Here is a 23,435-nt window from a genome sequence, read left to right as displayed (position 1 = left end):
TTCTATTTCAACTGTAATAGCTGTATTTCAAGGCTTCATAGAGTAGCTAATTTATTTTGTTTCTGTGCATTTAAAATTTTGCAAAAAATATAATGTTGTGTTTTTGTATTGGTGAAAAAAGCTTTATTCTTACAAAAAGATATTGTGAAATTATTTATTATTGAATTTATTAGGGGCATAATTATGCTATATTTAATAAATGAGTAGTTTAATTATTGAATTAATAAATTTATTTTCATCAATAATTTAATTAAAAAGTTATCAAAATCGGAGTAATATTTTTCTTTTCATGTGAACTTCTTAATATTGCAATAACAGATTTATTCAAAATTTGGTATTCACTCAAATAGTTTTACTTTTTTAGAATTATTATAGTTTTATTCATAACTTACTCTAAATTTGAAACTCAAACACAACCTTCTTTTTATGCTACAAGTTAACCATGTTTCATTCTCCTATGATAAGAACGAAATCATTAAAAAGGTCAATTTTTCTCTTGAAAAAGGTAAAAACTTAGCAATGATTGGTGAAAGCGGTTGTGGAAAGAGCACACTTTTGAAACTCATTTATGGCCTTTATGATGTAAATGAAGGAAAGATTTTTTGGAATAATCAGGAAGTACTCGGACCCAAATTTCACCTCCTACCCGGAATGTCATTTATGAAGTATTTAGCTCAAGATTTTGATTTGATGCCTTTTATAACCGTTGCAGAAAATGTAGGTAAATACCTTTCCAATTTTTATCCCGACGAAAAAAAGAAACGCATTGCTGAATTGCTCGAAATCGTAGAAATGACTGAGTTTGCTAACATCAAAGCTAAATTCCTAAGTGGTGGACAAATGCAACGGGTAGCTTTAGCAAGGGTTTTGGCACTTGAACCGGAAGTTCTATTGCTAGATGAGCCGTTTAGTCACATTGATAATTTTAGAAAAAACAGCTTACGCAGAAAATTGTTTACCTACTTAAAAAGTAAAAATATAACCACCTTAATTGCCACCCATGACAGTACCGATGTGCTTTCCTTTGCCGATGAAGTACTTGTTATGCAACATGGATTAATAGTGGCAGAAAATTCCCCAAATGAATTGTATCAAAATCCTACTTCAAACTATGTTGCTTCACTTTTTGGCGATGTAAACGAAATTCCAGGTTACTATTTTGATAGAGAAGAAAATCAATTATTATATCCTCATCAATTAAAAATAGTGACAAATTCAAATTTAAAGGTTATAGTATCTAATGCCTACTTTCGTGGAAACTATTACTTAATTGAGGCAAATTATCCTGAAGGAATTTTATACTTTGAAAACGAAAATCACGTAGAATCTCACACGATTTTGTTTTTATCAAAAAATTAACCCTGAAATTTTTTTAACTTCAGGGTTAATTGTTGACTATTGTCAGTTATCTGTTATAAATTATCATTTTCTTCCGACAACTCTTCACATTCATCTATTTCAAATACTTCTCTAAAAACTGGTCTTGTTCCCACAACAGGTGTAAAATATTATCTTTGGCTACATAACCGTGGCTTTCTTTTGGTAAAATAACCATTCTAACCGGAGCACCAAGATTTTTTAATGCTTGAAAATAACGCTCGGTTTGTAAAGTAAATGTTCCCGGGTTGTTATCGGCTTCGCCATGTGTTAACAATAATGGAGTTTTCATTTTGTTGGCATTCATAAAAGGCGACATAGTGTTGTAAACTTCAGGAACATCCCAATAATTACGTTGTTCGCTTTGAAAACCAAATGGAGTTAAAGTTCGGTTATAAGCTCCACTTCGTGCTATTCCACACGCAAATAAGTTGGAATGAGTCAACAAATTGGCTGTCATAAATGCACCATACGAATGTCCGCCAACACCCACTTTTGTTCTGTCTATATAGCCTAGTTTATCAACTGCATCAATCGCAGCTTCTGCATTTGCAACCAATTGCTCAATGAATGTGTCGTTTGGTTCAGTAGTTCCTTCACCAATAATTGGAAACGAGGCATCATCTAAAACGACATAACCCCTTGTTACCCAATATACAAACGAACCATAGTATGGAAACGTAAATTCATTTGGATTTTTATCGCTTTGACCGGCTGAATTTTTGTCCTTGTATTCAGCTGGATAAGCCCAAATCAAAAGCGGTTTTTTCTCTTTTTTCGATTTGTCATAACCAACCGGAAGGTATAACGTTCCGGATAATTCAACACCGTCTTTGCGTTTGTATTTAATCACTTCTTTGTGAACATTTTCAATACTCGCAAATGGATTTTTAAAATGGGTTAATTGTGTTAATTTCCCTTTTGATTTAAAATTTCTGTAGTAATAATTAGGATATTCATTTTTTGACTGAATCATAACCAACGCTTCGCCTTTTTTTACGTCTTCCACCGACAGGATATCTTCTTTTCTGTCTTTATAAGTTGATTGATATAAACGTTTGGTTTTTAGCGTGCTCAAGTTAAATTCATCAATAAACGGAAATTGACCTTCTTTTGTAAATCCATCACCAATTAAATAAGCTTTATCATTATCCAAGGTTAAAACAAATTTACCATATTGGTTTTTCTTTGTTTCAAAATTCCCCGGATCCGAATAAATATCTTGGTAATTTCTATCCCAAATCACTTTTGGAGCTTGTGAAGGATTAGACGGGTTTATGATATAGGTTTTAGCATTTCGAGTATCATACCAATAATCAGAAAGAATGGCGATGTTGTCATTCCCCCAAGTTATTCCCCCAAATCGTTGTTGTGTTTTGGCTAAAGATGTTGGATTCGCAGTAAAAGGAGCTTCCCATAAAAATACTTCGTCTCTAAAGTCAACTTTATTGGCTTGATCTCCCTCGTCTAACGCCTCTACAAACGATAGGGTAGAAGGCTTGTCATTTCTCCATCCCATACTTCTTTTTCCTTTTCTAACAGAAGTAAAACCTTTGGGCATAACTTCCGTCAAAGGAACTTCGTTCACCACTTTTACTTCTTTTCCAAATTTGTCATAGACCACCGATTTTTGAGGAAAACGACTCAAAGGAACAATATATGAGAACGGTTTTTGAAGGGTGGTAATCATCACATAATTACCATCCGGAGAAATGCTCTCGCCGGCATACATATCTGCTTTTTTAAACAATTCTGCCTTTCCGTCTAAAGTTACTTTGTATAATTCGGAAGTAACTAGGGTTTCAAAATTCTGTTCATCCAAAGGGTTTTTAAGTAAATCTTGATAAGTTCTGTTCTGTGAAACACTTCCATCTCCTGTTGAAACGATTGGACCGGTTGGCAAATCTTTTTTTAAATCAATTAAAGCCGGGCGGTTTTTTACCAGCATTCTCACCAAGATTGTTTGATTATCGGTAAACCAACTAAAAGGGTTTCCCATGTTGGCGTTTACAGTTGCATCCGTTAATTTGGTGGCTTGAGCGGTGGCTATATCTAAAACCCAAAGTTCCACACCGGTGTTTGTGGTGTTTGAAAATGAAAGCTTCTTTTCATCTGGAGACATTCCAAGATTACTAATTCTTGGATTCTCAGGCAAACCTTTCACTTGTACTTCATTTTTTTCGGAAACTTTTCTAACTTTTAAGTTGGTAATGTAGGTAACTGTGCTGGAAATGTTGGTTACCGGATTGATTCGAAGTCCGCCTAAACGCATTTCTTCCTGATTCAAATCATCTAAGGTTTTGTAAGTACTTCGATAGGATAACAGCATATATTCTTTTTTGCTGTCCATGTTTACCGATGGAGCTCTTTCATAATCGGCCAATTCCAAAATTTCTTTAGGTGGCTTTTGATACGATAAATTTTCTTGAGCCGAAACAAAATAGCCCACACATAAAAGGAGTAGTAATTTAATTTTCATAAAGATTTTGATTGATTTATTGAGCCTCTAAAATAAGACTTATAAAAATCAAACTTCTAAAAAATCTGTTAAAATAAAGAAAAAGAGGTGTGTTGGGATTGAATTATTCTCTGAAAATACTCATTGAAGCTTTTGCTCCGGTAGCTAAATTCCAAATATTCGACATGATGGTAGCATCAAATTCATCCAAAACTGCAAATTGAGCGGTGTTTGGACCAGAATTACCTTGGTTTAACGCTACAAATTCTAAATTGTTGAACCCCGGGGCTAGTTCAATGTAGTAAACTGAAAATTCACCATCCAAAAAAATTGAAGCTTCTACCACTTTGTCATTTAAGATGATACTAACACGGTCGCCATCAATAGCTTGGTGATCTCGGCATAATACTTTGACAAATTTTGATTTACTGATAAAACTGCCATAATGTTTTCCGCGTTTAAATTCCTCCATCATTTCGCTCTCACCATTTAAATTAGGTTGTAGCTTGAATTCAGGTTTCGCAAAGCCATAATTTTGGGTTAAATCAATTTCTTTTTCTTTGCGTAATGGAGCATAATAATTATCAGATTTTTTATCTTCTTTTTCTTTGGGAGAAAAGATGGATGTTCCGGAAGTACTTGGACTAATACCAAAGTTTCCACTGGGTGAAATCGATTTTCCGCCCGTATCAAACTGTGCCATTCCCGTAAGGGAAAAACATATAATAGAGAGGATGGAAAAAAACACTTTCATAGTCCAAATATACTGTTTTAATCAAAAAAGAGTCTTAACAAAACGCTAATTTTGAAAATACCTTTACAACAATAATGCCAAATTAAGAGGGTTGGTTTTTATCAACTCATAAAAAAAACGTTAACAATGACGACTATTTTTAAAAGATTGCTAAATTTGTTAGACTAATTTTATTAAAAAAGCAGATTATGTATCATTCAAAAATTTCCGGGTTAGGGTTTTATGTTCCTGAAAATGTGGTGACTAATGATGATTTATCGAAGATTATTGACACCAATGACGAATGGATTCAAGAGCGAACCGGAATTAAAGAACGAAGACATGTACAAAAAGGTGATGGAAATACGACCACTTCGATGGGGGTAAAAGCCGCCAAAATTGCCATCGAACGTTCCGGATTATCAAATGATGAGATAGATTTTGTGGTTTTTGCCACTCTGAGTCCCGATTATTATTTTCCCGGTCCCGGTGTGTTGGTACAAAAGGAATTAGGTCTGCGAACAGTAGGAGCATTAGACATCAGAAACCAATGTTCAGGGTTTGTTTATGCTCTTTCCATTGCCGATCAATACATTAAAACCGGTATGTATAAAAATATTTTAATAATTGGTTCTGAATTGCATTCCTTTGGTTTAGATATGACAACCAGAGGTAGAGGCGTTTCTGTTATTTTTGGCGATGGTGCCGGAGCAGCTGTAATTTCAAGAGAAGAAGATACTACCAAAGGGATTCTCTCCACGCACCTTCACTCCGAAGGACAACATGCCGAAGAATTAGCCGTTATCGCACCCGGAATGGGCAAACGATGGGTGACTGATATTATTAAAGACAACGACCCCAACGACGAAAGTTTCTTCCCGTACATGAACGGACAATTTGTGTTTAAAAACGCAGTCGTTCGCTTTAGCGAGGTAATTCATGAAGGTTTGCAAGCCAATAATCTCAATGTTTCCGACATCAATATGTTGATTCCACATCAGGCTAATTTGCGTATTTCGCAATTTATTCAGCAAAAATTCAAACTAGCCGATGAGCAAGTATATAACAACATTCAAAATTACGGAAACACCACTGCCGCTTCCATTCCAATCGCTTTAACAGAAGCGTGGGAACAAGGCAAAATTAAATCAGGTGATTTGGTTGTATTAGCCGCTTTCGGAAGCGGTTTCACTTGGGGAAGTGCGATTATTCGTTGGTAATTTTTTGAACCTTTTTCCAGCTTTTCACTACAAGATTTTGGGCAAAAAAAAGAATTCAACAAACCAAAAAGAGCTTCTGCTAGTCGCTTTTTTGCTTTAAGAATTCTAACTTTTTTTTGCCCAAAATGCTTTCCGTTGCAATCTGGGGTAGGGATGAGGTGCAATCAATCAAATTCATAAGAAAAACAAAACCCGAAGTATCACTACTCCGGGTTTGCTGATTAACTAAAGCAATATATAAAAAAAACCAATTTTAAAATATTCCACCGCCTTGGGTTTCGTTTTGATCACGTTGTTTGCGTTGCAATGCTCTGTTTTTTCCGGAACCAAAACGGTAATTAAAGGTCACATTAACCATTCGGCTTTCCCATCTAAACTGACCGGTTGTTATATCCGGATTTTCACCATAAAAGCGAGCTCTCATTGTATTGAAAATATCATTAACACGAACACTAATCGAACCTTGGTCTTTTAAGATGGTATATCTAGCTCCTAAATCTGTTCGCCACATTTCTTTATTACTAAACTGAATGTCTTCAATTCCCGCTCTGTACATAGAAAACCATGTGATATTTACTTTTTTACTCACTTTAAAGTTATGATTCATTCGGGCATTAAAAGGAACGGATAAAACAGTTTTTTCAACTAAATCTTGATTTACATCTTCCACCACGCCGGTTGCATTTCGAAAATACACATCGGCACCATAATTCACACTCCACCATTTTTTTAAGTTTAAATTACCGGAGGCTTCAATACCATATTCAGTGGTACTTTCAAAATTATCAAAAGTCATTAACTTTTTGTTGGGGTCATACGGACTTTGGATAAATACCTGATTAATAGGGTCGTTGATATATCTAAAAAATACACCGGATGTAATGGCTCCAATTTTGGTAACACGCGTATAATTCAATTCCACCGAATTCGTAAATTGCGGTTCCAAATTTGGATTTCCTTCCTGATCGATAGTTGGGCTACTCCAATTTCTGATAGGATTAACTTGTCCAAGATTTGGACGATCTACTCTTCTGGAATAACTTAAGTTAAACGTATTTTTTTCGGAAGGAACATACGATAAAAAGGCAGAAGGATAAGCGGTGAAAATATCATCTTTAAATTGTCCTGCGTTTTCACCAATCCTTCTGAAATTGGCCTCAACTTGAAAACTTTCCAAACGCATTCCTATTTGATAACTCCATTTTTCCATTTGTTTGCCTAAATTGGCATAAGCACTCTGAATATTTCTTTTGTAGTCAAAGTCAGAGAAATAGGTAAAATCTCGGTCAAAAGTGTTGTCTGTTCCATCAAAACGGCTTTCTAAACCTAGTTCAAGTTTTGTTTTTTCATTGATTGGATTTACAAAATCTACATTTACAATCACATTTTTCCCCAATGTTTCAATTTGATTGGTTTGTAACAAATTATTATCACCATCCAAAAACACACTGTCTTCCGGTCTGTCGTTGCGGTTGTAATTGATTTCTACATCGAAAGTTTTTTGCGGTTTTTCAAATTCATATTTATAACCTAAATTATAAACTTCATTTCTACTTTCAACCAAAGCTAAGTTGTTTTGAACAATGCTTGGGTTTATTCCGGAAAAATAATCAATACGATTGTAAAATTCACCCTCTGAATCATTGATGTTTTGATTGGTAAAGAAAGAAAGTGTATTTTTTTCATTGATATAAAAATCAACGCCGGCTTTTACAAAATGATTTTTATTAAAATTGTTGATGATAAAATCAGAACGATTAGAATTATCGGCATCCACAACATCGGTCGTGTTCAAGTAACCTTTATTGTTCCATTTTCCATGATTTAATGAATACGTGGTATAAAAATTAAACTTGTTTACACGGTAATTCAAATCCAATGAAGCGTTTGCTTTTGGGGTAACTCCAAAATTTGTTCCTGCGTTAATACTTCCATTAAATCCTAGATTGGAATTTTTCTTTAAAATGATATTGATGATTCCACTCATTCCTTCCGGATTATATTTTGCAGAAGGATTGGTAATCAATTCAATTTGCTTTATTGAAGTGGAAGGAATTTGTTGCAACGCTTGTGAAGCTGACATTTGTGATGGTTTTCCATCAATGAATATCTGTACATTCGGATTTCCTCTCAAGGTAACCGAATTGTTTTGCGGATCAACGCTCACTGACGGAATGTTGTTTAAAATATCAGAGGCAGTTGGACCGGCATTAATTAAGTCGGGACCCACATTTACCACTTTTCGATCGATTTTTTGTTCAATAGTAGTTCGTTCACCCACAACTTCTACTTCGGCTAGTGACATTGCGTCTTCTGATAAATAAATTGTACCTACATTTAAATTTTTTGTATTAACATCTATTTTTCCTGAATGTGAAGTATAACCAATAAATTGGGCTTCAAATTCATAATTTCCAAAAGCGATTTTGTCGATAGAAAATTCACCTTTTTCATCGCTAATTCCACCGGAAATAATTTTGTCACCCATTTTTATAACTAGGGTTGCAAAGGGGATAGGGGAGTTGTTTGATTTGTCTAAAACTTTTCCATTTACGGTTGCTGTTTGTGCAAATAATGATGAAATGGCACATAAAAGCAATACAAAGGTAACTTTGATTCTCATTTGATTGATTTTTTGATTGATGATGCAAAGGTATTCGCTTTTTATTATTATGCAATACAAAGTACTTTGTATTGTAAAATTTTAACAAATGTTTATCTTTTTTTACTAATAGACTCTTAAAGGAATAGTTTGTTACATTATTTAACAAAAAAAGACCCTCACGTGGAGGGTCTAATTTTCTAAACAACAAAACAATATAAAACTATCTCTTTAATGAAAAGTGAGATTTAAACTCTTTGGTTTGATTATTTTCTTCATAAGTTACTGTAAACCAGTAATCAGTTGATGGCATGGCTGCACCATTATAGTATCCGTCCCAACCATTTTTTGATGGGTAAATTTGAGACAGTAATTTTCCATAGCGATCGTAGATGTAGATTACTGCATTTAGCTGTTCTTCTAAATCAACAATATTCCATGTTTCGTTATGACCATCACCGTTTGGCGTAAAGAATTTAGGATAATTAATAACCAATACTTCATCGGTTACACTTCCACAACCATTTTTATCTCTTACGGTTACTATATGAGTTCCAGAAGAAACATTATCAAACGTTGGACTATCTTGAAACGGACCACCATCTAATGAATATTCATAATTTCCTCCTACACCGGTAGCATTAATGGTAATCGAATTAGTAGAACTAAACGCCATGCTTACAGTAAAGCCTATGGCAGCCGGTTCAGAAGCAACCACAGTTACTTCAGTAGGTTCAGAGGAACAGCCTGTCGCATTGCTGGTGGCTATTACACTATAGATTCCGGGTTCGGTAACTTGAAGAGTGCTTCCTGTAGCTCCATCAATTAACGTTGTATCCAAATACCATTCAAAGGTGTGTGTTGAGGAGGATAATCCACTTACAATTGTAAACGGGTTCAATAAATTTCCTGTTTCACTTTCCACACAAACAATTCCACCTATGGGAGTTGGTTCAGGAATTTTATGTACAATAAACGTGATTGGAAGTATGTCAAAACAATTCGGTGCAAGCGAGTTATTTACTCTTACATAAACAGTTGATAAAGTTGTATCCGTAATTGAATTTATTCCTTCAGTTGCATCAGCCAAAGTTGGATAATAAGCAACAGTAAATTCTGCACCGGTTTGTGTTCCTAAAACAATACTGTTTAGGCTATTCAAATCAAAACTAGTTACTCCATCATTTGTACCGTCCTCTTCACAAACTGTTCTGTTTGCAACCGGAACAGCATTTGCAACCGGAGTAGGTACAATGGTAACTTCAAACGAGCTTTCATCTGAACAGTTTGGAGAGAAGCCTGATTGAGCAAAAATATAAACCGTTTGAGAAGTTGTAATTGAACTACCAAAAGCCAATTGACCTCCTGTTCCATTCGGACCATTATAATATCTTCCTGTTGTTAAAGTTGGAAGTTCATAACTAGAACAAATAGTAACATCTTCTACTTCATCCACATTAAAAATTGTCACTGTAAATATTTCTTGGTCAAAACAATTCGGATTAGTACCTGTTTCAGCATAAACATAGAGTGTTTGTGAAACGGTTAATTCTGTTCCTTCTGCGAGTTGCGTCCCGCCACCATTTGGTTCAGTGAAATAATTCCCAACCGACAATGCAGGTAAAACATAGGAATTACATACGTTAACATTAGCAATTGGAGCAATATCCGGTGTTTCATATACAGTAACTGTAAATGAAGTTTGATCAATACAAGAAAAGGCTGGACGAATTTGATTTTCTTTATAAATGTAAATAGTTTGAGTTGATGTTATTGGTGTACCAGGTGCTAATAATGTACCAAAACCATTTGGTCCGTCGATAGCAGTGTAATATAAGTTACCGCTTGTTAAAGTTGGTAAAATATAACTATCACATACTTGAACATCCTCTAATGAATCAGCTTGAATTTCAAATACATTAATTTGGAAACTTGTTTCAGCAGAACATCCATTTTCTTCTGCATAAATATAGATAACTTGTGAATTAGTAATTACATCTCCACCTTGTAACATTGTACCTGTTCCATTTGGACCGGTAAAATAGTTACCAAGTTCTAAATCTGTTAAAACATAATTATTACAACCATCGATATCAGATCTGGAATCAATTTTTGGTGGTGAAAGTACAGTTACTTCAAAACTCACTGAATTTTGACAACCTTGACCATTATTTAAGTAAATATAAATGGTTTGTGATTCTTCAATTACTGTTCCTTCAGTTAATTGTGTTCCTGTACCATTTTCCCCAGTAAAATAATTACCTAGCGGAATTGATGGTAAAACGTATGTCTCACAGGCAGAAGTTACATCCGGGGTTTCAATCACCGGTAACGAAATGGTAATGGTGAAGTTCAAGTTATCGGTACAGTTTGGACTTGATTGACTCTCTGCGTAAACATAGATGGTTTGTGTCGAATTGATAACTGTTCCGGCTGGAATTTGTTGTCCACCTCCATTTGGTTCAGTAAAATACCCTCCAATCGCTAAAGATGGTAAGGTGTAACTCACACATTCGGTTGTAGAGGTTGGAGCTTCTAATCCAATAAAAACAGTAAAGCTCGATTGATTTGTACAAATGCCGTTTTGTGCATAAATATAAATGGTTTGTGTTTCCGTAATAACAGTACCGGGAGCTATCTCATTTCCCATACCATTGGCAGCATCATAATAAGTACCATTTGATAAATTTGGCAACGTATACGCAGTACAATCAAAAACCGTTGGTAATGAATCAACTTCAGGAGATGGAATGATTTCAACATCAAAACCTAAGTCAATAGCACAAAAAGGTGGCTCCGGTGATAAATAATAGAGATGAACAGTTTGAGAGGTTGTAATAGACATCCCCGGAAAAAGTTCTGTACCTGTTCCGTTTTCACCTGTAAAATATTGTCCAAAAGTCAATGTTGGCAGTGTATAGCTGTTACAATATTGTCCATCACCTAATGAAATATCATCCGGATCAATAATTGTTACTAAAAAGCTGCTTTCATTCGGACAAGAAGGTTCAGTAGGTAGCGTATTGTAAATATAGATTCGTTGTGTTTCAGTGATAACATCCCCTGCAAATTTTTGTTCTCCGGTTCCATTAGGGCCAGTATAATATTCACCATTTGTAATTTCCTCCAAGGTGTAGCTTTCACAAACAATTACGTCTTCAAAACTATCCACATCAGGAAGTTGTTGAACTACTAAATTTATTGGAGCAATTGAGAAACATGATGAGTCAGTTGCATTTTGCACACGTACATATACTGTAGTAGAAACGGTAAATATTTGGTTTCCTCCAATTGCGTTGGTTCCATTTGTTGCTTGTTCCTGAGTTCTGTGTATGGTTACTACAAAATTGGCTGGATTTTGGTCTCCCAATACAGCATTGATAGTAGATTGTGCAAAAACAAACCATGCTTTGTCTTGAATTGTTAAATGTTCGCAGGAAACAATATCCGCTATTTGATTTACTATCGGTGGGTCCGTTACCAAAAGTTGAAAAGATTTAACCACATAACAATCCCCGTCATGTTTTTTGATTCGAACATAAACAGTTTGATTTCCCGTGCTGTTGATCACATTCGCTAATGGACTGGTATTTGCATGAGCCTGTGCTTCTGATGAATGATAAGATACAACTGTATTTGGGTTTAATCCGGCAGTTACAATTGGTGTGTTAATTGCCAGATTGAATGAATAGGTTCCAGCTCCTGTATCACACTTTAGAATGTCAATAGGATTGGGAGTGTTAAAAACGCCATTGAATTCCACAAGTACGGAATCAGTTATAGTTTGACATGGAAACGCATTGTTAGAATAGGTTAATTCATAGATTCCGGATTCTGTAACTGTTAAACTGGCACCTGTTTCTGCAGGAAGAATTACTCCATTTCTTTTCCAAATGAATGTATATTCACTAGGATTTAAACCGGTATTTATCACATGAGATTCTCCATCACATAAAGCTGTATTAGAGGCTAATGTTAAATCTTCTCCTAAGACATTTTGGCCTATATTAAAACTATTGGCAGAAAGGAATATAGCAGAGTCAGATTGTGGGTCAATTCTATCCGCAACCACCAATTTAATTTTATATGGCGTATTGGGAGTTAAAACTGCAGATGCATTCATTACAACAGTTTGACCGTTAAAGTTTATTGGTGATAAATTTGCATTGGCTCCACCATTGAATGTACCAAAATATTCAGCATTTGAGGATGGACATGATGAGTTATATAAAAAATCCCTTACCGTAACTACAGATATAGGGGTGTTTGTACCCGGAATTACAGCTAAATTTGTTGTTACTCCAGTATTCAAATTTGTTAATAGAAATGCAAAGGCATCAGAAAACTGACACTGAAAATTACCATATTCCTCAGAGGCAAATAGAAAATCAAAATCAAAATGAGGAGACAAGGCTGTAAAATTAAATTCTAAAACCGTTGCGTTTGTTGAGGTCATAGAAATGCCGGCATTGGCAAGAATGACTTCTAAATCATTATCACCAGGCCAAGTAGTTAATCCATCATTCAACATTGAGTTATTTGGACCCGGTGCATTTGAAACATTTCCGGTACTCAAAATAACACCACTTTGCATTGGAAAATTTGGATTGGTATTTTGAAAGTAACCAATTCCGTTAGAAGAACCAAAATTTGATCCTGTACTCCAATTAACATTAGTTACGTCCAAACAAGGGGAACTTACTAATACATTGGTTACTAATTCTGGTACAGTATAAGTTGTTGTGTTAACCGTTATCGCTTGTGAAAAACATACAAGCGGAAGCAGTAGCAGGAAGTTAAGTAATTTCGTTTTCATGTTATTAAATTTGGGTGAACAAGAATAAGTTGAATTTTGACTCTGCAAATAAAATGATATTCATCGATAAAATGCAAATAAAATCGATGAAATGCATAAAAATGTAATATAGTTGTATAAAATACTTACAAATATAAATTATGAATTAATTTTTTCATTTCTGAAACAGTCGAATTATAAAAAACCCTATGACAAAATATGGAATGCATCAAAAAATTTTAGAATTTAAAATTATCTTTGTCCCATTAAATGAATAAAATGAACTTAGAAAATATTTTATATTCCTCCATTCAAAAAGCTATTCTGCAAGTATTTGAAATTGAAATCGAAAAAATAGAATTTCAGTCTACCCGAAAGGATTTTGAAGGTGATGTCACGGTAGTTGTTTTTCCGCTATTGAAATTAATCAAAGGGAATCCGGCAGAGATAGGCAATAAAATTGGAACCTATCTTGTTGACCATGTTAAAGTTGTTGAAAAATTTAACGTGGTTTCCGGTTTTTTAAATATTGTGATTAGCGATACATATTACATCCAATTCTTTTCTTCCATAAAAAATGATGCTTCTTATGGATTTGTTCCACAAAACCAAGCTGAAAAAGCGGTGATGGTCGAATACTCTTCACCAAACACTAACAAGCCACTGCATTTAGGACACATTCGTAATAATTTATTAGGTTTTTCGGTAGCCGAAATCATCAAAGCGTCCGGTAAAAAAGTCTATAAAACCCAAATCATTAACGATCGCGGAATTCATATTTGCAAATCGATGTTGGCTTGGAAAAAATCAAATAAGAATGAAACTCCAGAGTCAACCGGTTTAAAAGGTGATAAATTGGTTGGGAATTATTATGTTGCTTTTGATAAACAATACAAATCCGAAATTAATGAATTAATCGGAAAAGGTCAAACCGAAGAAGAAGCTAAAAAAAATGCTCCTATCATTCAAGAAGCTCAACAAATGCTCCTTGATTGGGAAGCCGGTAAACCCGAAGTCATCGAACTTTGGAAAACCATGAACCAATGGGTGTATGACGGTTTTAATGCAACCTATAAAAACTTAGGAGTCGATTTTGACAGTTATTATTACGAATCCAATACGTATTTGTTAGGAAAAGAAGTGGTTCAATTCGGTTTGGAAAAAGGCATCTTCGAGAAAGACCCTGACGGTTCAGTGTGGATTGATTTAACCGAAGACGGTTTAGACCGAAAAATTGTACTTCGTTCGGATGGAACAGCTGTGTATATGACGCAAGACATTGGTACCGCCATTCAACGGGTCAAAGATTTTCCCGATGTGGGCGGAATGGTGTATACGGTTGGAAATGAACAAGATTATCATTTTAAAGTATTGTTTCTAATCCTGAAAAAGCTCGGTTTTGATTGGGCAGAAAATTTATATCATTTGTCGTATGGAATGGTCGAATTGCCATCCGGAAAAATGAAATCTCGTGAAGGAACTGTGGTGGATGCTGACGATTTAATGGAAGAAATGACCGAAACCGCCGCTAAAATTTCTCAAGAATTAGGAAAATTAGACGGTTATTCCGAAGATGAAAAACAACGATTGTATAAAATCATCGGATTGGGAGCGTTAAAGTATTTTATGTTGAAAGTGGATCCTAAGAAATCAATGCTCTTTAATCCGGAGGAGTCTGTTGATTTTGCCGGAAATACAGGCCCGTTTATTCAATATACGTATGCTCGAATTCAATCGATTTTACGAAAGGCCGACTTTGATTTTTCTACTGAAATAGCTGCAATAACCTTGCATCCCAAAGAAAAAGAACTGATAAAGTTATTAGAATCCTACCCGGAACTCATTCAACATGCGGCACAATCGTTTAGTCCGGCTTTGGTGGCCAATTATACGTACGAATTGGTGAAAGAATACAATTCTTTTTATCAAACAGTACCAATTTTACCGGAAACGGATGAGCAATTGAAAAAATTCCGTGTGCAACTCTCCAAAAAAGTGGGCGAAACCATCAAGTCAGCCTTCTCTTTATTGGGAATAGAAGTGCCGGAACGCATGTAAATTTAGTTCGATTTAGATAACAAAAGACAGTCAAAGTTAGGCTGTCTTTTTTGTTTTATTTAGATTTGAATTTAATACATTTGCACTCTATTTTTGATAGTTGTGGGCAATAAAATTTCTTATTTTTTTCAAACGCTGGCAGTGATTTTTATTTCTGCTTTCTGCTTTCTGTTTTTGAAAGAAGTATTACCAAAACGTATTTTTTCAGAATCGCAGTCCGCATCGAAAAATGTGGTGGTAGACAGTGTTTTATTAGAAGCCGTCGCGTTGGATGAAAAAATGGATAGCACTGCTCAAATTGCACTAGATACATTTAAAAGAAAGAAAATTGTCTTTGAACAAATTGAAGGCATCGCTTTTCCACCGGAAGAGTACGAACAATACAAAGGTTTTCAGTTTTTAATTCCGTTCTTCGAAAAATTATATTTGTTGGAAACCGAACAAAAAGGAGATATCCGCATTGCTTATTTTGGTGATTCCATGACGGATGGTGACTTGATTGTGCAAGACTTCAGAAGTGCAATGCAATCAAAATACGGAGGAAAAGGAGTGGGTTTTGTTTCCATTACTTCTGAATCGGCCGGTTCAAGAAGTTCTATTTCTCATCACTATTCCGGTAATTGGAAAACACAGTCTTATCTTAACGTGAAACGACCTCTCAAACCCTTTGGTGTAAACGGGCATGTGTTTTTTGCGAATGATACCCTTTCCAATCCGTGGGTGAATTACAAAGCCGGGCAAGGTGTGCATACTTCTCAACTGAATAATCCCACTTTGTTTTATGGCAATTCTGATAATCAAGAAGGGGAACTTATTGTCAAAACCGGAAAAGACACTATTGTAAAAAAACTAAGTCCGGAGAAGTTGCTCAACACGTTAGCAATTTCCAATACAGCCTTAAAAAGTTTTAAAGCGTCTTTTCACAAAGCCGATTCAATTCCGATTTATGGCTTTAATTTTGATGATGGGAAAGGGGTACATGTAGATAATTTTTCCAATCGAGGAAATTCCGGTTTGCCGATTTCTACGTTTAATGTGAAATTGATGAACGAGTTTCAGGAGCGATTTGACTATGATTTAATCATTTTGCATTACGGAACGAATGTACTGAATTATGGTTCCTACAACTACGATTGGTACGAACGAAGCATGACGCGTGTAGTGAATCATTTGAAAGCTTGTTTTCCGGGCGTAACCGTTTTGGTGATTTCAACGGCAGACAAAGCCACCAAATACGATTTGGAAATGAAAACTGACTCAGCAGTAATTCCGTTAACCATGGCTCAACGGAAATATGCCGTGCAATCCAAAGCCGGTTATTTCAATTTGTTTGAAGCAATGGGTGGAGACGGATCGATGACTAAATGGGTGGAAGAGGAAGTTCCTGCCTTAGCAGCCAAAGATTATACTCATTTTAATTACAAAGGAGCACAAAAAGTGGCCGGTTTGTTGTATCAACAAATTCAAACCGGGTATACTCAATACAAAGAAATGCGAAAAAATAGAAAAACAGTACCTAATCAAGCGGCAGTAGATTCCGTTTCATCTAAAACGACTCCCTCGAATGTTCAATAAAATCCTTTGTTTTCTTTTGGTTGGTTTACTGCATTTCAACGTGGCTGCTCAGACTGATTCGCTCTATGTGGTAGTGGATACCACTGCCGTTGAAATTGCTGTGAATGAAATCACTAATAAAAAAGCCTTACATCCCCTTTTTGAAAAGATTAATAGAATACAAGCGGATAAAAGTGGGAAAATCAATATCGTGCACATTGGTGATTCGCACATTCAAGCGGATTTTTTCTCCGGTAAATTTCGTCAGAACTTACAACAACAGTTTGGCGATGGCGGTCGCGGATTTGTTTTTCCATATAATTTAGCCAAAACAAACGGACCCGGTGATATACGATTTTCTTCTAATGAAGCCTGGGAAAGTCAGCGAAACATTTATGCAGATAATGGTAATCCTGTGGGGTTAAGTGGTATAGCTTTGTGGACAAAAAACAAGGATTTTGCCTTGGAAATGAATGTAAAAACCAAAGAAAGCGGTTTTTCTAAACTGAAAATCTTTACGCCCAACAATCAAAAAATGTTTGACGTGGCGTTGGCTTCCAAAATCATTCAATTAGAATCGGATATTCCGAAAAAAATCGTGCATAAAATTAGAAACGGTGAGAGTTTGTCGGTTATTGCCGATAAATATAATGTAACAATCAAATCCATCAAATCGGCAAATAGCTTAAAAAGCAACAACATCAGAGCCGGGAAAACACTCAAAATTCCATCCAATCAGATGGAAAAAAAAGTGGTAGAACGTTCTGAATTTATTCCGATAGAGACCTTGCGAGAGGAAGGTTTTCATTCGTTTGCCTCTGATTCGCTTTTACATAAAATCTATCTGATTCCGGCTCTCGAACAAACTGATTTTGCTTTAAATGGTTTGGTATTGGAAAACAATAGTCCGGGTATTATTTACCATACGATTGGTGTAAACGGTGCAAAAAGTTCTGACTATAACAAGTTTCCTTTGTTTTTTGAGCAACTAAAAACTTTGACTCCTGATTTGGTCATCATTTCTTTGGGAACCAATGAAAGTTTTGATAAATTAGTGACTGCCGATTATTTCCTGCAATTGAGTCTGATGATGGAAACCATTGTCAACCAAAATCCTTCCGTTACTATTTTAATTACCACTCCGCCGCCTTCACAATTTAAACGAAAGTTTCCCAATACGTTTGTGGCAGATTATACCAAAGAAATTTTGGCTCAAGCGGAGTTGAGAAATTATGCTGTTTGGGATATGTTTGCCCATTTTGGAGGTCTTTTTGGCATTAATCAAATGGTAAAAGAAGGTTTGATTGGTGCCGATCGAGTGCATTACACCAAAGCAGGCTACGAAAAACAAGGACAATTGTTAACGGACGCATTTTTAGAAGCTTTACAAAATTATAACACTGAAACAGGCAAGTGATACCGCTTTTTAATTTCAATCAATGGATTGATCAGAACATTGGAACAATCACTTGGGAACAGGTGGAAAGTTGGTTTGTGTTTGACATTCAAAAACCGCTTTTGTTTAACAGTGCATTGTTTTTAGGATTATTTCTTGTCTTTTATTTCTTTTATATTCTGACGCAAAAAACGCACCGGCTTCGCATTGCCTATGTGGTGGCTTTTTCACTTTTTTTCTATTATAAATCAAGTGGGATTTTCTTTTTGTTGATTATTTTTTCTTCGGTGCTGGATTATGTGATTGCCAAATTGATTTATGAGGAAGAAGATAATTTCTATCGAAGGTTTTATCTTGTTGTCAGTTTGGTGGTCAATTTAGGATTGTTGGGCTATTTTAAATACACCAACTTTTTTATTGACAATACCAATTTACTGTTCGATCGAAATTTTGAGTTTCAAGATATTATTCTTCCTGTTGGGATTTCCTTTTATACCTTTCAAACGCTGAGTTATACGATTGATGTGTATCGAAAGGAATTGGAACCTACCAAGAGCTTCATGGATTTTCTGTTTTTCGTTTCGTTCTTTCCGCAGTTAGTGGCGGGTCCGATTGTGAGAGCCAGTGATTTTATTCCGCAAATCTATAAGCGTCTCAATTTGACGAAAGAAGAATTCAATACCGCTTTGTTTTTGATTATTGGTGGTTTGTTGAAAAAGGCGGTGATTTCCGATTATATTTCCATCAACTTTGTCGACCGGGTTTTTGATGCACCAAATAGTTATACTTCCTTTGAAAACTTAATGGCCTCGTATGGCTATGCCATTCAAATCTATTGTGACTTTTCCGGATATTCTGATATGGCGATTGGGTTGGCGTTATTGATGGGTTTTTGGTTGCCACCGAATTTCAGAACACCTTATCAATCCACATCGGTAACGGAGTTTTGGCGACGCTGGCATATTTCATTATCGTCTTGGTTACGGGATTATTTATACATTTCTTTAGGCGGTAATCGAAAAGGGAAGTTCAGAACGTATGTCAATTTATTCCTCACGATGCTGTTAGGTGGTTTGTGGCACGGAGCTTCCTGGAAGTTTGTGTTTTGGGGCGTTTTACACGGATTAGCTTTAGCGGTTGAACGCTATTTTGGGATGTTCATTAAGTTGCCCAAAAACTATTTCGTTAGAACGATTCAAGTCTTTTTAACCTTTCATTTTGTGGCGTTTTGTTGGTTGTTTTTTAGAGCGAAAGATTTTCATACCGCCTTTGAAATCATGTTTAACATTGGTGAGATGACTTTTAATCCTCAGCAATGGTTGATTATTGCTCAAGGCTATCAAAATGTGTTTTTATTGATTGCGATTGGTTTTATATGGCATTTTCTACCCAACAATATCATCAAACTACTCCAAAAAGGATTTGATGCCACGCCTTTGGTTGGTAAAGCCATTGTGTTGGCTTTTGTGTATTGGATTGTGTATGCCACTGCTTCTGCCGGTCCGCAGCCATTTATTTATTTTCAGTTTTAGAAAATTTATTGAAGTTTTCATAAATAAAAAACGTAAAGTCATTTGGTCTGCAATGTATAGTTGTATTGCTACATAGTCTCATATATTCGCAAAACATCAAATGGACAATATAACTTCAAAAAGTAAAGAATATGAATAAAATTCCCGAAGACACTTTGCCATGTTACAAAGCATCTTCGGGATGAATAAATTTACTACAAACGAAAAACTATTATTTTTTTACTAATCGAATGACGGAATTATTGTCAGCTGTTTGTATTGTTACAAAATAAATTCCGGCTAGTTCGTCAATGGAAAGGTTCACTTGTTGTCCTTGTGTATGGGTAGTTGACATGATTTTTCTGCCAAGCAAATCTGTTATTGTAATGTGGGCATTATCATACGTTGCTCCTAAATCAATGGTAAAGTTACCGGCAGTAGGGTTTGGATAAAGACTAAATTGCTTTTTATCGTTTATATTTAGTAAATCAAGTGATTCGTTCTCTCTAAAAACCAGAAACGGAAATCCACTTGTGCCAAAGCCGGTTGAAAATATGATTTCGTTGGAAGCACTAAAAGCAATATGAGGTCTTACTAAGGCATTTATGGTTATATAACTCCAAAATGATAAAGGGCCAATGTGTTCCCAAGATGTTCCGTTGTATTTAAACAGAAATCCGGTGTTATTGCCTCCTTGATAAATTAAATAAAGCGTATTGTTATTATCATATCTTAATAAATTATGACTGGAAAAAGTTGCATTAATACCGGTAGTAGTAAAAGGAACCCAAGTATCATTAGCCTCGTTGTGTGTTACCATTGACAGACCATTTCCGGTAGCCGGTCTATACGATATAATTATCTCTCCGGTAGCACTAACCACCATTGAACTCAGCCCTAAACCTGTAAATAGTGTAGAACCATTATTGGGTGCACTTTGTTCTAATTTTTGAAAACCTTCAGTTGGATTTCCTTTAAATACATAGAGTTGATTGGTACTTTGGCGTACTGTTGAAATGTAAAAAGTATCATTTTTGATTATTATTTTATTGGAGGCATTTACTTTTCTGGGTGTCATCAAAATATTTGTAGCTAAAGTTCCTTCTATGGTTACTTCACCATTATCAAATTTTGCCAGACTTAAATCAGAGTTGGCCGCACCGGAAGAACCGTCCACTCTGTGAATGAAATAAATAGTACCGCTGTCATCGGAGCAAAGACCACCATAATATTCTGGGATAGTAGTACTCTCCCACATATTTGTAGTTGTATTGAATTTTGCAATAGTATCTTTCATCCCTAAGTATATTTCTCCCGAGGGGGTAATGATAAAATCAATATGACTTTCGTTATTTTCTACATTTCTGAGTAGATTTTGACCAATTTGATCCCAACCGGTTCCATTGAATTTTTTGAGTTTTAAAAAAACTGTTCCTCCAAAAGTATTGACAACCGCTTCACTTTCCAGTACATAAATGGAGTTATCGGGAGCTACTTCAACATAGCCTTGAAGGTTTTGATAATTATCAGGACTAAGCGTGGTTGAGAGATAAATTTGATCCCATGGATTTTGACCCCACATGTTGTAGGTAATCAAAAAAATGAAAATAAATAGATACTGTTTTTTCATAATTATTAACTTTTTAATGAATATTATTTTCTCTTACGATTAGTTGATGAAAAGGCGAATTATAACTCGTTTAGCTATTTGTAAACGCAATCTTCTATGGCAGTACTGCTATTCTACTGAAAGTAAAATGATGATGCTAAATTAGGTGTGAAACAAGCGTAGGACAATACGGCAAATGTCGTATTTTTAAAAGAATACAATAATGACTCCTCATCTTAATGACATTCTTAGAGTAACTGGCAGAAGGGAAGATTCCGAATTGCAGATATCTTTTTTTTTCTTGATTTTAAGTAGCTTGATTTGAATTTTGAAAAATCACTTGTTGAGATTGGAATGCTAATTTGCTGCGAAGTCGCAGACGTTCGCAGAGCAACGTGCCATAAAGTAGACTTCGGTCAGCGGGTTTTTAAAAGAATACAATAATGACTTCGCATCTTAAGAGATATTCGTAGAGTGACTGGCAGAGGAAAAGATTCCGAATTGCAGACATCTTTTTTTCTCTTGATTTGAAAGTGGTTAGTTTTGAACTTTGAAAAATAACTTTTTGAGAATGGAATTATAATTTGCTGCGAAGTCGCAGACATTCGCAGAGCATGTGCTATCAAAGAAGACTTAGGTGAGCGGGTCGCAGACATTCGCAGAGCAACGTGCCATTAAGTAGACTTCGGTCAGCGGAGGTTATACATTTTTGTCAGTAGTTTTTTCTTTTAAGGTCATTAAATCTACTTCTTTTCCGTCATATTTTATTGTTAATTGACGACATAATTTATTTGATGGATTTTCGACAACCGAAACTTCCTCTAAATCCATTTTATGAATTTCTCGAACACATAATTGACCTTTATACATTTTCCCTTTCATATGCTCGCAGTCTTCATAATCTTTTTTGCAAATACTACATTTAGTTTCTCTAAAAATTCCTCCGACACTTGCAAAGGTCATTTTTGGAAACAATAATTTTTCGTATAAATCTAACCTTTGAATATATCCATTTAGGTACTCGCCATTTATAGGATGATTTCTAGCTACTACAGAAATATTATTTTGAGCAGTAACTAAACTAGCCCAAGCAGCTTCCATTTCATTATTTTTCAAACTAATTAAAAAAGATAATTCTAGTTTGATGGTTTCAGCACTTATTATCAAACATAAAATTAGGTTCAATTCAAGTTCTGTATAATTATCTAAATTTTTAGCCTTAAGACTTTCAGCTTTTTCACAAAATTTATCTAATGTATCAATCTCCTTTTTTTGTAATTCAATATCACGAGCAAATATTGCAAGGTTTTGGGATTTTTCAACAGTCTCATTAAACTCCTCAAAAAGCTCTTTTACTTCTATTGATTGAATTATCATTTTTTAAGCTTATTAATAACCTTTTCAAGTTCTTTTATTCCTTCAACATTTCCCTCGTAATTTATTTTCTGAAATTGTTTTTTCTTTTTGTCTTCTAGTATAATATCGAATTTCACTTTTTTATCTTTTGTAGTACCTTTAAATATGTCGTATAAATAACTTGATAAAATGTCAAATGTAACTTCTATCAAATGAGGGTTTTCGGTTAGAATTGTTGCTCCAATTAGAATTGTAGGACCAAACCAATCTGCACTTTTTCTTGTTCGCAAAAGAGGTTTGTCTTTTGTCAGATAATCAATTTGTTGTTTACCTTCAAATACTTTTCTTAAATCTGTTGTAGTTTCATAGTAGATAAAGTCTTTAGTATTTTCAGCATTTTCAATGTTCTCTGGTATAAATAATAAACTAGCTGTTTCAACAATTTGAAATTTGTTGAATAAGTCTGTTAGTTCGTTATATTCTTTTATTTCGTAGTTCAATGTATTTTCAAATTACTGACAACGGTCAAGTATAAGAGCAGTAGCGAATTTCAAGGCGATTACCTGTCTGCCACCACCAAAGTTTATTAAATGCAAATACCTTGATTTTACCACTTTACCAGCTATTGCTCTTATACAATGTGTGTGCCCTGCATCCGCAGGACACACCCCGAAAGCTTTTCAAATAGTTCAAAAATACAAATTTGGATTACAAAAACTAATTCTCGGGGTGTTATTTTTCTAGAGGGTGCGAGTCCCTTAACCGC

At 35.1% G+C, this 23,435-nt stretch carries 13 protein-coding genes; 6 read left to right on the top strand and 7 right to left on the bottom strand.

Annotated features, from left to right (window positions below):
- Positions 1 to 426: 426 nt before the first annotated feature.
- The gene (locus EQG68_RS05605; RefSeq protein WP_129463811.1) at positions 427 to 1,359 is read left to right on the top strand and encodes an ABC transporter ATP-binding protein; all 933 of its coding nucleotides are present in this window, start codon (positions 427 to 429) and stop codon (positions 1,357 to 1,359) included.
- Positions 1,360 to 1,453: 94 nt separating this feature from the next.
- On the opposite strand, the gene EQG68_RS05600 is transcribed toward EQG68_RS05605, so the two are convergent.
- Both EQG68_RS05600 and EQG68_RS05595 read right to left on the bottom strand, forming a co-directional pair.
- A complete protein-coding gene (locus tag EQG68_RS05600) occupies positions 1,454 to 3,856 on the bottom strand; it encodes an alpha/beta hydrolase family protein (RefSeq protein WP_129463810.1) in 2,403 nt (800 codons plus the stop codon).
- 103 nt (positions 3,857 to 3,959) lie between these two features.
- Positions 3,960 to 4,589 carry a hypothetical protein gene (locus tag EQG68_RS05595; RefSeq protein WP_129463809.1) on the bottom strand — a complete coding sequence of 210 codons (630 nt, stop codon included), beginning with the start codon at positions 4,587 to 4,589 and terminating at the stop codon, positions 3,960 to 3,962.
- 188 nt (positions 4,590 to 4,777) lie between these two features.
- Here EQG68_RS05595 and EQG68_RS05590 point away from each other — a divergent pair, with 188 nt between their 5' ends.
- Positions 4,778 to 5,788, top strand: a complete 1,011-nt coding sequence (locus EQG68_RS05590) for a 3-oxoacyl-ACP synthase III family protein (protein WP_129463808.1) — start codon at positions 4,778 to 4,780, stop codon at positions 5,786 to 5,788.
- A gap of 253 nt (positions 5,789 to 6,041) precedes the next feature.
- On the opposite strand, the gene EQG68_RS05585 is transcribed toward EQG68_RS05590, so the two are convergent.
- Together EQG68_RS05585 and EQG68_RS05580 are read right to left on the bottom strand one after the other, a co-directional pair.
- A complete protein-coding gene (locus EQG68_RS05585) occupies positions 6,042 to 8,411 on the bottom strand; it encodes an outer membrane beta-barrel family protein (protein ID WP_129463807.1) in 2,370 nt (789 codons plus the stop codon).
- Between the two features lie 202 nt (positions 8,412 to 8,613).
- Positions 8,614 to 13,206, bottom strand: a complete 4,593-nt coding sequence (locus tag EQG68_RS05580; RefSeq protein WP_129463806.1) for a T9SS type B sorting domain-containing protein — start codon at positions 13,204 to 13,206, stop codon at positions 8,614 to 8,616.
- Between the two features lie 258 nt (positions 13,207 to 13,464).
- Between EQG68_RS05580 and argS the strand changes: the two genes are divergently transcribed.
- The 4 genes from argS to EQG68_RS05560 all read left to right on the top strand — a co-directional run bounded on the left by argS (position 13,465) and on the right by EQG68_RS05560 (position 19,725).
- Positions 13,465 to 15,243, top strand: a complete 1,779-nt coding sequence (gene argS, locus EQG68_RS05575) for an arginine--tRNA ligase (RefSeq protein WP_129463805.1) — start codon at positions 13,465 to 13,467, stop codon at positions 15,241 to 15,243.
- Between the two features lie 174 nt (positions 15,244 to 15,417).
- Entirely contained in the window at positions 15,418 to 16,818 is a 1,401-nt protein-coding gene (locus EQG68_RS05570; protein WP_222845199.1) for an SGNH/GDSL hydrolase family protein, read from the top strand.
- The gene (locus EQG68_RS05565) at positions 16,808 to 18,214 is read left to right on the top strand and encodes a LysM peptidoglycan-binding domain-containing protein (protein ID WP_129463803.1); all 1,407 of its coding nucleotides are present in this window, start codon (positions 16,808 to 16,810) and stop codon (positions 18,212 to 18,214) included. The genes EQG68_RS05570 and EQG68_RS05565 overlap by 11 nt, the downstream gene beginning before the upstream one ends.
- Positions 18,211 to 19,725 (top strand): MBOAT family O-acyltransferase, encoded by a 1,515-nt coding sequence (locus EQG68_RS05560; protein WP_129463802.1) that lies wholly within the window; start codon positions 18,211 to 18,213, stop codon positions 19,723 to 19,725. Before EQG68_RS05565 ends, EQG68_RS05560 begins: the two co-directional genes overlap by 4 nt.
- A 211-nt stretch (positions 19,726 to 19,936) precedes the next feature.
- On the opposite strand, the gene EQG68_RS05555 is transcribed toward EQG68_RS05560, so the two are convergent.
- The 3 genes from EQG68_RS05555 to EQG68_RS05545 form a co-directional block, all read right to left on the bottom strand.
- Positions 19,937 to 21,334 carry a T9SS type A sorting domain-containing protein gene (locus EQG68_RS05555; RefSeq protein WP_129463801.1) on the bottom strand — a complete coding sequence of 466 codons (1,398 nt, stop codon included), beginning with the start codon at positions 21,332 to 21,334 and terminating at the stop codon, positions 19,937 to 19,939.
- A 678-nt stretch (positions 21,335 to 22,012) separates the two neighbouring features.
- Entirely contained in the window at positions 22,013 to 22,690 is a 678-nt protein-coding gene (locus tag EQG68_RS05550) for a hypothetical protein (RefSeq protein WP_129463800.1), read from the bottom strand.
- Entirely contained in the window at positions 22,687 to 23,169 is a 483-nt protein-coding gene (locus tag EQG68_RS05545) for a hypothetical protein (RefSeq protein ID WP_129463799.1), read from the bottom strand. The genes EQG68_RS05550 and EQG68_RS05545 overlap by 4 nt, the downstream gene beginning before the upstream one ends.
- Between the last annotated feature and the right edge of the window lie 266 nt (positions 23,170 to 23,435).

It is taken from the genome of Flavobacterium piscinae (genome assembly GCF_004122145.1).
Classification (GTDB): Bacteria; Bacteroidota; Bacteroidia; order Flavobacteriales; family Flavobacteriaceae; genus Flavobacterium; species Flavobacterium piscinae.
This window is presented reverse-complemented; position numbering and strand designations above follow the sequence as displayed.

Bases quoted from the DNA above. Each gene is read 5' to 3' on its own strand.
- EQG68_RS05555 (WP_129463801.1), bottom strand. From the start codon at position 21,334: ATGAAAAAACAGTATCTATTTATTTTCATTTTTTTGATTACCTACAAC.
- EQG68_RS05580 (WP_129463806.1), bottom strand. From the start codon at position 13,206: ATGAAAACGAAATTACTTAACTTCCTGCTACTGCTTCCGCTTGTATGT.
- EQG68_RS05565 (WP_129463803.1), top strand. From the start codon at position 16,808: ATGTTCAATAAAATCCTTTGTTTTCTTTTGGTTGGTTTACTGCATTTC.
- argS (WP_129463805.1), top strand. From the start codon at position 13,465: ATGAACTTAGAAAATATTTTATATTCCTCCATTCAAAAAGCTATTCTG.
- EQG68_RS05600 (WP_129463810.1), bottom strand. From the start codon at position 3,856: ATGAAAATTAAATTACTACTCCTTTTATGTGTGGGCTATTTTGTTTCG.
- EQG68_RS05585 (WP_129463807.1), bottom strand. From the start codon at position 8,411: ATGAGAATCAAAGTTACCTTTGTATTGCTTTTATGTGCCATTTCATCA.
- EQG68_RS05605 (WP_129463811.1), top strand. From the start codon at position 427: ATGCTACAAGTTAACCATGTTTCATTCTCCTATGATAAGAACGAAATC.
- EQG68_RS05595 (WP_129463809.1), bottom strand. From the start codon at position 4,589: ATGAAAGTGTTTTTTTCCATCCTCTCTATTATATGTTTTTCCCTTACG.
- EQG68_RS05590 (WP_129463808.1), top strand. From the start codon at position 4,778: ATGTATCATTCAAAAATTTCCGGGTTAGGGTTTTATGTTCCTGAAAAT.
- EQG68_RS05550 (WP_129463800.1), bottom strand. From the start codon at position 22,690: ATGATAATTCAATCAATAGAAGTAAAAGAGCTTTTTGAGGAGTTTAAT.